Consider the following 14,518-nt stretch of genomic DNA (forward strand, 5'->3'; position numbering starts at 1 on the left):
AAAATTTTGTTTTCATTTGAATTAGTGTCTCAATTTACACAAAACATATCAAATTTTGAAACTATGAGTAAAAAAGCTGATTTAGATTTAAATACATGTAAGTACGAAACTTCACCAGTTACGACAAAAAAATCTTTTTACACTCAACTCCGATATTAATTGATTTTAGAGATTCACAGATATTGAATGTAACAGAGCAATCTACCTTGGAATTGAAGCTACTGGCAAAGAAGCCTATAATCAAGTAAAAAAATGATAGATACTAGAAGGTCAAATAGAAAAATCCATCGGCGAAAAAATATTTAACATTTTCCCTGTAAAATTTACTAATTGATAAACAGACGCTTAATAAATACTTGTGATTTTTTTGATTTCAATAGTCATATAAACAGAAATCAATATTGCTTATATGAAAAATATTCCATTATATTTGCATCGAATTAGACGTCAAAATGTTTCAATCAAGGAATAGTTTAATCGTCTAACTAATTTTGTTCATAGTATTTATATCGTGAGCACCAAAAATAGAGAGTTGGGTGAGTGGCTTAAACCAGCAGTTTGCTAAACTGTCGTACGGGTAATTCCGTACCGGGGGTTCGAATCCCCCACTCTCTACTCTAGTAAAAAAGCCTTCAATCTTTTGATTGGAGGCTTTTTTTGTAATTGATCAACAATTTTTTCAGTAATCAAAATACTGCTTTAACATCCCTTTTTCGGCTTAAACCATCCGCCGCGGCGGATAAACTGTCGTACGGGTAATTCGGTACCGGGAAAGGATTCAACAAATTTCGCTCTCAATATTTGATTTGCTTATTGACTGCCTTCAATTCAATCATTACCAAGAAAATTCACGTCAATTATTTTTCTTTACCAAATCAATACTTCATGCTTATTTTCTCTGGTGTTTTTTCTAAAAAGTGGAATTACAGCCAAAAACTCATGTGTGGTATTTGGCAAAAGGAATGATTTTACCATTGGCAACTCATAGACATAGCCAATTCGCATCACAGGGAAAATGATTCCCAATTGAAAATTATTGGCATAATCAATCCTATGGCCTGCTCCCAACCATATTTTATCCATCATCAACACCTTGAAGTTAAACTCAATATTCTCCGGTAAATCCCTTTGGGATCTATACATAAAATTGGTAGCCACGGCCAGATTTTCACTCAAAGCAGACCTATATCCTGCTTGAAGAACTCCTACCCTAGGTCTACGATCCATAAAAATATCACCAGAACTGATCGATCCTTGGTTGACATTGTGGACTGCATAGGAAATGTACCAATTGGCATTAGTTATAGCCATTCCAATATTAAAATCCAAAACCCGCATATCAGCAAAGCCATTGATATATTGCCCTACCAAGGGATCTAAAGCTTGCTCTGTACTTAGGTTGGTCCCATCCAACCTGATTGAGTTGAGATTCACGCCTATTCCTAACCTCAAAAAGGTTTTTTCACTTACCTGAATCCTTGAAGCATAACTTGCTACCAATTCAGATTCAACAAATGGTCCAAACTGATCATGAAGAATATTTATCCCCAAGGCATTTTTATCAGGATCTGAATTTTTTGAAAAATCTGCTACATCGATTTCCAATGATGCAAAGTATGTTTTCGGTGCACCTTCAAACCCGGCCCACTGATTCCTGACAAAACCCCTAAAATTGGATCCTTCATAGCCAGTCAGACCTGGATTGAAATAGCTCTGCAAATGGCTAAACTGTGAAATGTATTTCCTAGATTGTCCATAAAGCTCAAAGACAAACAAAAAGCAAAAGCAAAGTATATATATTTTTTTCATGGTTTTTTCCCAATTAATTGAGCTGTTCCTATATTTTATTTCGAAGGATCAAAGTGAAGGAGAAAAACATCATTACAATATTTTTCCCTTTATTTTGATCCTTACTCCTATTTCCTCAATAGATTCAACATCCCCCTTCTTATCTCTCCTGTTTCCTCTACTTCTACGGTCCAATAATAAGTACCTATAGGCAGTTCAATATTATTGAAAGTTCCATCCCATCTATCATCTGGATTTTGAGTATAGAAAACGCGTTTTCCACTTCTTTCAAAAACTTGTAGTGTTACTCCTGTGTAGAACCTTAATTCACGAACTCCCCAAGTGTCATTCATTCCATCTCCATTTGGTGTAAATGTATTCACAATCTCAATGTCACTTACAGACATCCTATTTCTTATGATCGTGAACTCTTTTTCGAGGACATTCCCATCTCGGTCATGGACGCTTATCAAAATTCTGAATCTAGTTTGCCCATCTGCCCTATACTCTGAACTCCAGAACAAAACTCCATCCCTTATTTCAAAATAGACATTATCAAAAGCCAAACCTGAAAGTTGAATATTATGCTGATTATCAAATGGATCAAGGACAGTTAAGCTTCCAATAACTACTTCATTGCCTGATTTTTCAGCATCAAAGACATTATTTGATAAGCGTATATCTTCAGGTGCAGGTTTTGGCAAGACTTCCATCTGCATATTTGATGGTATTTGATAGGCATCAAAAAGTCCTGGTGACAGTTCAAAGCTGCCTGAAACATCATAAATACCCCTTTTGAAAATATCCAAATTGGATTTATCCCAAATGATATTCATGTTAATTATTTTCCCTGATCCCAACACAGCTATCAGTGAATCCGGCAGTACGGTATCAATACTGGAGAATCCCCAAGGAATCTGAACATTGGAAAGATTAATGAACATGATAGGCGACCTATCCCGAACATAATCAGGTACTCCATCCTGATTTGAATCCAAATAACTGATGGGATCCAACGGATTTGTATTTTGAATATTCTCAATGTAATCAGGAACCTTATCTCCATCTGTATCCAAGTAATCAGTTGGATCTTTAGGGTCAGTCCCTTCCCTTATCTCAATGATGTCAGGTACACCATCTTCATCGGAATCCAATCTATTGGTCGCAATTGTGAAAGCAGTAGGTTTAGAATCTATAAATGAAAACCTTCTAAGTTGGACATCAGTATCTTGAATTTCCTGATCGTATTCCATCATCCAATCTTCCCCTTCTCTTTTCATCAAGGATTTCAGTTGAAAATCCAATGGTTCTGCATCTTTATCCCAAAAAAATTGCAAATCTACCATATCAACAGACATGTTAGAATTTAAAGATGAGATTTTCCATAAAAATGGAAGTGACTCAGAATCATTTAACCTATCCATACCAATTGAATAGGCTCCAGATGCAGATCTGTTGATAATTACTATATCAGCTTTGCTTCCAATACCAACCTGAATGTGTGCTTTTTCACCATTTTTTAAGACTCTTGTTCTCAATGATGCATTTGCACTCAATAATTGTATAAAATCGGATTGGGTGAGCCTCACCTTTTCTGCTTGGATAATCTGACTTGTATCAAATAGCTTTATAGAAGGAGCTGATAAAATAACATCTTCCTGCTTCAAACTTATTTTCGCATCGCTAACCAAAGTTAGACTTTGCGAAAAAAGGTCTGCAGTAATGAAGAATAAAATGGTAAGTGTCAAAAATAGTTTGAAGTAGTTTTTCATATTCTACAAAGTAATTTTTACTTAACTAAATAAAAGAAGGGTGTATTAATATAGAAATTATTTAAAATGAGTAACTGCATTGTTGCACGTAGCGTGAGAAGTAGCTTTGTAAGTTGCGGATATTCGTCAGCAGTAAATAGCTCAGAGTATACAGAATTACAAATCTTTCATTCGACAATTTATTGTTTGGCTACGTGCAAGAAAGCGGATAATCATATTATTTAAACACTAAGCAAGGACTTCAATTACACTGTAACAATTTCTTTTTACCAGTAATTAATTATCTCCACGAACTAGTTGTCCATTATAAATGATAGCCTTGCTTCAAATGATAGAATCCTTCAAAAATCTATTTGATTTCAGGATCTATTCTACCGTCAAATTATTTTCTTAGGAATTAATACATCCCGCCTACTTTAGATACTCTCCAATAAGTTCCATCAAAAACAAGGGTTGTATTTGAATTGGAATCGACTAATATCGCTCCAGGTGCCACAAATTTTTGAGTTCCTGTATTGTTAGAACTATTGAAATTATGAAATACGATACCATTACAGCAATTCGTAGTTTGATTGTTTACAGTGTAGATATGTATGAACTGACCTAAAACTCCGCCTTTTAAACCATAAATATTTGTCCAAGATGAAGCAGGTTTAACAAAAATGACAGTAACATCAGATACATCATAATTGTTGAGCTCTGTGGCTTCAATAGTGACTGTAGTCAAAACTGTTCTATTTGAAGACACAGAAGCACCTGGAGTAGTCCAATCTGCAACTCCTGCTCCATTTGTAGTTAGAACCTGTCCCGCAGCACCATCGGTATTAGGCAATGTAATTGCTCCTGTTGTAAGCTTTCCTGAAGTTTTGACATCAGTGATAGCAGTATTTCCTAGTTGGATGGTATTCTCTGTGTCAACATTGGCATTTTTCCCTAAGGCCATAGAGTTTTGACCACTTGCTTTCGCTTCATACCCCAAGGCAATTGAATAATCTCCTTGGGTTTGGGCAAATGGGCCTAAGGCAACAGAATACATTGCATTAGATTTGGAATAACTCCCGATTGCAAAACCATATCCTGAACCTATGGATGAATAATAGCCAATCGAAATTCCTTGAGTTTGATTAGCCTGAGCATTGGATCCAAGAGCTATAGATTGAGAACCAGTGGCACTCGCCCTATTCCCAATTGCAGCCGATTCGTTTCCAAATGCTCCTGTAGTAGCCTCATATCCTAAAAATGTATTAGTAGGTTCATTGCCCATCATTCCCGAACTACCTCCAACTGAAATTCCATTTACAAGTAAATTGGAATTGAAGCTTTTCATTCCAGCTATATTTTGATCTGAAGTCAAATCAACAAAATCATCATTTGTTGCTATAGCAGGAGTTACCCAATTCACTATCCCTGATCCATTTGTCGATAGTACTTGTCCTCCTATGCCATCTGTATTTGGTAATGTTATTGCTCCTGTTGTGAGCTTGCCGGAAGTTTTTAAATCAGTAATAAAGTCATTTCCAAGCTTGATAGTATTGCTTGCTGTAACTGTAGTGTTATGCCCGATTACAATTGTATTTGAAAGATTCCCTTCTGAAACATTTGCATTTGTTCCTATACCAATGTTTCCTGAACCTGTCTGATTTGTTGCTAATGCCTGTCCCCCTATTGCTACATTATCTGATCCTGTAGTTGTATTTACAAGTGGTATATAACCGACTCCAGTATTACTATTTCCCGAAGTATTTGAAGCTAAAGCTCCTCTACCTAATGCTGTGTTTGCATAACCTGTATTCGAAGATAAAGCACCTAAGCCCAAAGCAGTGTTAGAATTCTCATTATGATTTCCTCTACCCACAAGAACTCCATTAACCTCAACATCAGCTTGGAAGTTTTTACGTCCTGAAATTGATTGGTTTGTTGTCAAATCAACAAAGTTTTTAGTACCTGAACCAGTACCTCCATTCACTATGGGTAAGACTCCACTAACGTATGTTGTTAAATCAATAACCTTTCCATCCACATAAGTCTTCACAGCCCTTTCAGTAGGAAACAATGTGTCTGTTGGATCTGATAAAGTAATGTCTGCTGACTTGTTTGCACTATTTTCCTTGAGCGCAATGTTTGTTGCATTGGTTTGAATACTTGAAATATTTGTAGATACCGCATTGCTCAAAGAGGTGATTTCACCGGTATTTGCTAAAATTGCTGAGGAATTAATTTGTATGTCTGCCTTGTTTTCATCCGTCACGATCTTCAAAGCATCAATCTCGCCTTTGTTCAAAGTGATGTTATCTGAATTGGTTTTGATATCTAATTTGTTATCAGATACTGCAGTTTCCAAGGTGGAAATGTTTGCAGTATTGGTTTGAATATTAGTAGCATTTGTCTGTATATCAGATGTATTCGTCAAGATATCCGCTTTGTTTTCATCTGTAACGATCTTCAAAGCATCAATCTCGCCTTTGTTCAAAGTGATGTTATCCGAATTGGTTTTGATATCCAATTTGTTCTCAGATACCGCAGTTTCCAAAGTGGAAATATTGGTAATATTGGTTTGAATGTTAGTAGCATTCGTTTGGATGTCAGATGTATTCGTCAAGATATCTGCCTTGTTTTCATCTGTAACTACCTTCAAAGCATCAATCTCGCCTTTGTTCAAAGTGATGTTATCCGAATTGGTTTTGATATCTAATTTGTTCTCAGACACTGCAGTTTCCAAGGTGGAAATGTTGGAGGTATTGGTTTGAATATTAGTAGCATTCGACTGTATATCAGACGTATTCGTCAAGATATCTGCTTTGTTTTCATCTGTAACGATCTTCAAAGCATCAATCTCGCCTTTGTTCAAAGTGATGTTATCCGAATTGGTTTTGATATCCAATTTGTTCTCAGATACTGCAGTTTCCAAAGTGGAAATATTGGTAATATTGGTTTGAATGTTAGTAGCATTCGTTTGGATGTCAGATGTATTCGTCAAGATATCTGCCTTGTTTTCATCTGTAACGATCTTCAAAGCATCAATCTCGCCTTTGTTCAAAGTGATGTTATCCGAATTGGTTTTGATATCTAATTTGTTATCAGATACTGCAGTTTCCAAGGTGGAAATATTGTTAGTATTGGTTTGAATGTTAGTAGCGTTCGTTTGGATTTCAGATGTATTCGTCAAGATATCTGCCTTATTTTCATCTGTAACGATCTTCAAAGCATCAATCTCGCCTTTGTTCAAAGTGATGTTATCCGAATTGGTTTTGATATCTAATTTGTTCTCAGATACCACAGTTTCCAAAGTGGAAATGTCTGCTGTGTTTTGGAAAATATTGGTAGTATTGGTTTGAATATTAGTAGCATTCGACTGTATATCAGACGTATTCGTCAAAATATCTGCCTTGTTTTCATCTGTAACCACCTTCAAAGCATCAATCTCGCCTTTGTTCAAAGTGATGTTATCCGAATTGGTTTTGATATCCAATTTGTTCTCAGATACTGCAGTTTCCAAGGTGGAAATGTTGGAGGTATTGGTTTGAATATTAGTGGCATTTGTCTGAATATCAGATGTATTCGTCAAGATATCTGCCTTGTTTTCATCTGTAACGATCTTTAATGCATCAATCTCGCCTTTGTTCAAAGTGATATTATCTGAATTGGTTTTGATATCCACTTTGTTCTCAGATATTGCAGTTTCCAAAGTGGAAATATTGGTAGTATTGGTTTGAATGTTAGTAGCGTTCGTTTGGATTTCAGATGTATTCGTCAAGATATCTGCCTTATTTTCATCTGTAACGATCTTCAAAAGATCAATCTCTCCTTTGTTCAAAGTTATGTTATCCGAATTGGTTTTGATATCTAATTTGTTATCAGATACTGCAGTTTCCAAGGTGGAAATGTTGGTAGTATTGGTTTGAATATTAGTGGCATTTGTCTGAATATCAGATGTATTCGTCAAGATATCTGCCTTGTTTTCATCTGTAACTACCTTCAAAGCATCAATCTCGCCTTTGTTCAAAGTGATGTTATCTGAATTGGTTTTGATATCCACTTTGTTCTCAGATACTGCAGTTTCCAAAGTGGAAATGTTTGCAGTATTGGTTTGAATATTAGTAGCATTTGTCTGAATATCAGATGTATTCGTCAAGATATCTGCCTTGTTTTCATCTGTAACTACCTTCAAAGCATCAATCTCTCCTTTGTTCAAAGTGATGTTATCCGAATTGGTTTTGATATCCAATTTGTTCTCAGATACTGCAGTTTCCAAAGTGGAAATGTTGGTACTATTGATTTGAATGTTAGTAGCATTTGTTTGGATGTCAGATGTATTCGTCAAGATATCTGCCTTATTTTCATCTGTAACGATCTTCAAAACATCAATCTCGCCTTTGTTTAAAGTGATGTTATCTGAATTGGTTTTGATATCCAATTTGTTCTCAGATACCGAAGTTTCCAAAGTGGAAATGTTGGAGGTATTGGTTTGAATGTTAGTAGCGTTCGTCTGTATATTAGATGTATTCGTCAAGATATCTGCTTTGTTTTCATCTGTAACGATCTTCAAAACATCAATCTCGCCTTTGTTCAAAGTGATGTTATCTGAATTGGTTTTGATATCCAATTTGTTCTCAGATACTGCAGTTTCCAAGGTGGAAATGTTGGAGGTATTGGTTTGAATGTTATTAGCATTTGTTTGGATGTCAGATGTATTCGTCAAGATATCTGCTTTGTTTTCATCTGTAATGATCTTCAATTCATCAATCTCGCCTTTGTTCAAAGTGATGTTATCCGAATTGGTTTTGATATCTAATTTGTTCTCAGATACCACAGTTTTCAAAGTGGAAATGTCTGCAGTGTTTTGTAAAATATTGGTAGTATTGATTTGAATGTTAGTAGCATTTGTTTGGATGTCAGATGTATTCGTCAAGATATCTGCCTTATTTTCATCTGAAACGATCTTCAAAGCATCAATCTCGCCTTTGTTCAAAGAGATGTTATCCGAATTGGTTTTGATATCCAATTTGTTCTCAGATACTGCAGTTTCCAAGGTGGAAATGTTGGAGGTATTGGTTTGAATGTTATTAGCATTTGTTTGGATGTCAGATGTATTCGTCAAGATATCTGCTTTGTTTTCATCTGTAACGATCTTCAATTCATCAATCTCGCCTTTGTTCAAAGTGATGTTTTCTGAATTTATAGCTACCGTTTGATTTGTTTTTATGATCTCAGCTTCAAAAGTTGCTCTATCTGTTTTCAAATCAAGAATAGGTTGAATTTTAGACAGTGTTAAATATGTCATCAACATTTTTGACGTGTCTGAAACAAAAACTAATTCAGGAATATTTTTCAAATCATAAAATTCTCCTGAAAGTCCTGCTTTAGATATCTGTGGTTTGTTCAAAATTTTAGCCCCACCGTCAATAGCATTCCAATCTGCATTCTCTTGGGAAAAATTCTTCAACAATATCCATGAATTTCCATCATAATAATAAAAGCCGACGTCACCGTCTGTTTGAAAAATCAATAAAGCTGTAGCCGGATTTTGAATTGCTTCTCTCTGAATAGAGGTCATCCGGGAAATCAATAGCCCCTTAGTGCTTGATTCAATTTCTAATGCTGCAGAAACATGTGGATTTTCTGTTCCTATCCCAACTTGAGCCTGAATCAAATAAGGAATGAAAAATAACAACGTGAGCAAGAGTAGATTTTTCTTCATTTTACTTTATATAAGTTTTGGGATAATTTGTGGACCTATTTCTGGTGGAATTAATTGATTTCAAAATTCAACATGTTATTGAAACCGTATGAATTTGTACTAATTTCCCGTAAATCACACCATTTCTCCACGCACTTTCAACTTATGCATGTTTCAAAAACGGTTTTTGAAACACATAGTCAGAGAAGTTCATTTCTGGCAAAATGAAATACAAAATAGGTATCGTGAAAATTGAAGTCTAAAAAAGAAAATAGGTTTAAATCATGCTCAAAATAAAAATCCAAATTAATATCTCGTCGAATTGTTAAAGAATTGAGCAAAAATATAACAATTGAAACACTCTAAATTATTGACATCCTAGTATAGGTTTTGTTTTTTGAAATTTAAGTGAAAGAAAACAAGATACACTTTTCCCGAATTAAAATCTTGATTTATACAAGCGCTTTTTTAATCTATAAATGCTCCGTACCCTCCCCATCTTGATATCTCTTCCAGTATTCATTTGGACTACAACCTTGTTCTTTTTTGAAAGCATTGAAAAAAGTAATTCGAGAATTGAACCCAGAAACCTGACCTAGTGCTTCTATGGTTTGGGTATCCAGAAAATTATCATCAATTTTTTTTAAAGCGTATTTTATACGAAGCCGATTTATTAAATCTTTAAAAGTACACCCATAGACACTTTGTAGAAGAGCTGGTAATTCTCTTGTATTAATCTTTAATAGTTTAGCTAAATCCTTTGCCGTAATACTGTTATTCAAATATATCAAATCAGTTTCTATCAATTCCTTCAATTTGGATTTACTCTCAATCTCTTCAGATGAAAAAGGAGTAGGATCAACCTCCAGGATGGAACTTGATTTAACAACAGATTTACTTTTTTTCTTCAGAGGTTGATTTTGCGTATTCTTTATAAAACTAAAATTGAGTGTAGAATAAATCCTGAAAATATAGATAGAAATAATAACCAAAATCGAAACTATCAGAGTTTTTCGAACTTTTGGGAATTCTTGATTTGACAATTGAATAAAATAAGAGGAAAATGATAATAAAATCATCAAAACCTTCAAAGAAAGTATAAAGATCAGTGTAGTATAAAGCCATTTTTTATAACCATCATGCTCAAGTAACCTGATTCGTTTGGACTTCAAAAAACAATAAAGAGAAAACACAAAATAAATTATAGTCAAAACCAATCTTGTTGAAAAAACATAAATGCTAGGTATTATTCCAGTTATATAAAAATTAATTTTTGCTGGTGAACTCAAAATCAATTTCACTATTTGCTCCTTTTCTTCGATGGAAAAAAAGAAAAAGGGTAATAAATCCAATAAACTCAGCAATGCAGGAAGAAAATGTATAAAGTCTCTTTTATAAAATTCATTAGTCCCCTCACTGATATTCCTTACTGCCAAATAAAACAAGGGTGCCGGCAAAAACATTATCGGACTAAATATACCAAGGAAATAGACATTTGTTAAAATTAAACCAAAGTCAAACCAAATGATCCTAGACATAAAAAATAAGGAATATATCAATAAAGTTAGAGCCAGCAACTTTTCTTGATATCGTAATCCATTATTTTTTACGAGATAGATAAAAGATAATAAAGTATAAAAAGAGGAAATTATTAGAAGCAATAAATTAAATCCAGACATTTATAGAAAGAGGTGAATAATTCGATGTTTACAACTTATAAAATGCATGTTACATCATTACAAAATTATTCATATTAGTTCGAAATCCAATCTGCTTTCTGTTTTTTTAAAGAAACAAAGGGATTCTAGAGGTGATTCTTAAGATGATTTTTAAGGCTTTTGAAATTGCACTTGTCATGAAATTTGACTTGCATCCTTCCATTTTTAATTATTAAACTACCCATTAGTATTTTTCTACCAGCTCCTTTCCTTTGATTGTTACTTTTGGTTCGTATTCAGATTTGCTTAATTTATGCCAGCTGAAGTCTAGCTTATTAATGATGTTAAATTATCAGGGATATTTCAATATAACAACAAAATCAATTTTGACCTTGTCAATAAAAATTTGAAAAACAGAATGAAAAACACAAAATTATTTGGTCAATATTCAAAAAAATTGAAGACCGAAGAAAAATCCTCAGTCTTCAATTGACAATTAATCTTTCATACTTGCAAAACCAATTGAAGTGCCTAGATCAAAGATCGGCAAGCTAGAATTTTTATAGTTTTTTATGGATTTCAAACCTAAAGAGTAAAGATTGAGAATCTAGAAGGTCAATTTCGCTTTCTTTCTGTTTTTGAATAATCGAAATAAGCTTTGCCGTCCCAACTGCTTCGGAAAACTTTCAGATTGTAAGTTTGGGTTGCCAATGTATTTCCCTCTTCAAATATCTCCTGGTTAGGGGCTTTATATTCCTGTGTATTACCAATGAGTATCTCAGCCAAAACCCTTCCGTCCACTTCACCGTCAGTCTTGATCCCATGGATGTGTAAAACGGTAGGCATAATATCTATCAAAGCAGTTGGAAGTGGATTTGCATATTGTTTCCTGAATGCAGCGCCATAGGCAATAAAAGGAGTTTGCATCTCAAAAGGACTCGATGATCCATGTCCAGCTTTTCCCCTATTGAAAGAAAAACCTTTATAGCCAAATTCATTGATCGAATCATTCCAGTTTACATCTACTAATATATCTGCCATCCTTTCCTTATTATTCCAATAGACTACATCATGAGAAAATGTTCCTGGCACCTTCCCTATCATTTGCCCTTCCTGCTTAGCTTCAGTAAATAAAGCTCCAATCCATTCTTCTTCCTGTAAAGTTTCGACAATTTGTTGAATGGAATTTTTATCCTTAACATAGACCCCACCACCTACTACAATCACATCGTCAGATTCTTTTGAAAGTTTCAACCCTTTTTGAATGAAAAATTCATCAAGTGAAACCTCTCCTATATGTGTTGAAAAACCATGATCTGCAGATATAATGATGTTGAACCTTTCTCCCATTCCATTGGATTTGACATTTTCAAGAATCCTTCCTACTTGGGCATCTACGCTTTTTATTGCGGCCATGGTCATTTCAGAGCCTATCCCTGTACCATGTGCTGTAGCATCTGGGTCAGAGTACCAAATAGTACTGATGGAGGATTTATCGGACTTGAGGTCAAAGTTGATAAAAGCATCAGTAACCCATTTATGCCTCGGCAAATTTGGTCTTTCCCTATTTGGTATTTCTCCGATTTTTGCAATCACTTCATCACGCAATGATGCTGGAAGAATCAATTCCGGATTGATGATACCTCTTCCTTTTACACGCTGGTTTAGAAGGAAGGACTGTCCTGTAGTCCCAGTACTGTAGATTGTGAAATCTGCAAGACCACTTTCCTCAACCCATTCACCAAAAGTCTTAGTGTTTATCAAGTTCCCATTTTCCAGGCTATCTGCTTTCATCAGTTCTTTGGCATCACCTGTATTTATACCTTTTATCAGATCTACCTTGGGAAGGTAGATTGTATTGCCCAGGATCCCATGTCTGGCAGGATAGTTTCCAGTAGCGTAAGAAGTTGAATTTACCCTAGTCAAAGAAGGGAAAACTGAATGGGAGTTGAGACCATCAACTCCTTCTTGTGAAAGGCGATAAAGGTTTGGGGTATTACTTTCGCTGATATAATCTTTCCGCAAGCCATCTATGATTATCACCACTGTTTTCAATGCTGCCTTTTCATCATTTCCTTGGGTACAGGAGAAGAAAAAAAGCAGGACAATAAGTAGGTAATTTGATTTATGATTTTTCATGATTATTAGTTTTTATTTCTCCCACCAAACTTTGGTATTTTGCGTGTCACCGCCCATTCTTGTTGTTGCGATCTCAAGGTTTTCCTGATTCAGGGCCTGTAAATAATTAGGATAGGTGATTCTTGAAGGGAATATATTTTCTACGGGGATACCAGTTCCTCTTGGCAATATGGGATAACCTGTCCTTCTTTTTTCGAACCAAGATTGGAAATCATTGAAGTAGTGTGCGAAATATTTTTGCTGGATTATTTTTTCCAGTTTGGCATCAAACCCATCCCCCACTTCAATTTTCACATCTTCTTGATCAAGGTAATTGGATGGCATTTCCACACCCCATTGTTCCATTGAAGCTTCAATACCTTGCTGATAGTGTAATTCTGTTGTTCCACCAGTATAAAATCCCCTTAAGGCTAATTCTGATTTTATCAGTTCTACTTCTGCATGAGTCATGACAATGCCTAGTTCAGGAAGGGTTTTGAGTTCATCACGATAACTTGAGTGGGCATTTACGGTATATTCCACATTGCTGGGATAACCACTCATGATACCTTTATAAACCCTCTGTCCATTTTCATTGACGGTTGTTGCCCATACAGTCCTTCTCGGATCATTGTTTCTGTTTAACCAATTGATAAAGTATTCGGTATAATAGGTGCCTTCTCTCCAATCAAGCGTCCTTGCATTAAAGTATGGGTTGAAAAACGGGAAATTTCCTGGATACCTGAGGATGGCATCATCCGAATTGGAAGTGAATACCGGGTATTTTGCTCCATCAGAAAGGATCATTTCCAATTGTTGGCGCACATTCAACTCGCCGTCTTTGCTCAATATCCTAAGCAGCATTCTCAATCTCAGGGAATTTGCAAGTTTTCTCCATTTTAAGATCCCAGCGGCACCGTCGGTCTGATAGATCAGGTCTCCACCATAAACAAAAGTCGAGGATTGCGAAAGGAGCTCATTTGCCAATTCCAAGTTCTGAAGCAAATTGATATAGATATCTTTTTGTGTATCAAAAATCGGTTTCACGATTCCTTCTTCGACCCTATTGGCTTCCGTATAAGGGATATCACCAAAAGCATCTGTCAAGAGTGAGTAGCTCCATGTTTTCAAAATCAAAGCTACTCCCATATACGCTTTTGCATCAAGTTTTTCTGCTATTTTATAGATATCCTCAGCATCTGTCATCAATCTGTAATGGTTATCCCAAAAGCCTGATGAATTGTTTGGTTCCACAAAATACCTATGCAAGCCATTGTTGATACTTAGCCGTGGAGCAGTCATTTGCATCAATTCATGTGAAAACCCGCGTGCCCTTCCAATACTTGAATTTACCAACCTGTATTGGAGCTGATCCAACATCACTCCTGGAAAGACGTCAGTCGGCCTGTTTGGATCAAGGTTCATTTCTTCAAAATCACCGGTGCAGGAGGAATGCAGCAACAGTAAACCAATAAAGTATAGGATTATTTTTTTCATCTTTAGTT

General features: G+C 35.3%; 6 protein-coding genes and 1 tRNA gene. 1 reads left to right on the top strand and 6 read right to left on the bottom strand.

The features are described from left to right. Positions 1-526 precede the first annotated feature (526 nt). Positions 527-615 (top strand) — tRNA-Ser (locus tag MM213_RS00830). Positions 616-867: 252 nt separating this feature from the next. Here the strand turns inward: MM213_RS00830 and MM213_RS00835 are convergent. From MM213_RS00835 to MM213_RS00860, 6 genes are all read right to left on the bottom strand, one after another. Continuing rightward, on the bottom strand, positions 868-1,809 hold the full coding sequence (locus MM213_RS00835) for a PorP/SprF family type IX secretion system membrane protein (protein WP_241409403.1): 942 nt from the start codon (positions 1,807-1,809) through the stop codon (positions 868-870). 107 nt (positions 1,810-1,916) lie between these two features. After that, on the bottom strand, positions 1,917-3,560 hold the full coding sequence (locus MM213_RS00840; RefSeq protein ID WP_241409404.1) for a T9SS type B sorting domain-containing protein: 1,644 nt from the start codon (positions 3,558-3,560) through the stop codon (positions 1,917-1,919). Between the two features lie 397 nt (positions 3,561-3,957). Next, positions 3,958-9,258: a beta strand repeat-containing protein gene (locus MM213_RS00845; protein ID WP_241409405.1), complete on the bottom strand. Its 5,301-nt coding sequence runs from the start codon at positions 9,256-9,258 to the stop codon at positions 3,958-3,960. Positions 9,259-9,710: 452 nt separating this feature from the next. Beyond that, positions 9,711-10,538: a helix-turn-helix domain-containing protein gene (locus MM213_RS00850; protein WP_241409406.1), complete on the bottom strand. Its 828-nt coding sequence runs from the start codon at positions 10,536-10,538 to the stop codon at positions 9,711-9,713. Between the two features lie 972 nt (positions 10,539-11,510). Continuing rightward, positions 11,511-13,034 carry an alkaline phosphatase family protein gene (locus MM213_RS00855; protein WP_241409407.1) on the bottom strand — a complete coding sequence of 508 codons (1,524 nt, stop codon included), beginning with the start codon at positions 13,032-13,034 and terminating at the stop codon, positions 11,511-11,513. A gap of 12 nt (positions 13,035-13,046) precedes the next feature. Beyond that, positions 13,047-14,510 (bottom strand): SusD/RagB family nutrient-binding outer membrane lipoprotein, encoded by a 1,464-nt coding sequence (locus MM213_RS00860; RefSeq protein ID WP_241409408.1) that lies wholly within the window; start codon positions 14,508-14,510, stop codon positions 13,047-13,049. Positions 14,511-14,518 lie beyond the last annotated feature (8 nt).

The organism is Belliella alkalica (assembly GCF_022549785.1).
GTDB lineage: Bacteria > Bacteroidota > Bacteroidia > Cytophagales > Cyclobacteriaceae > Belliella > Belliella alkalica.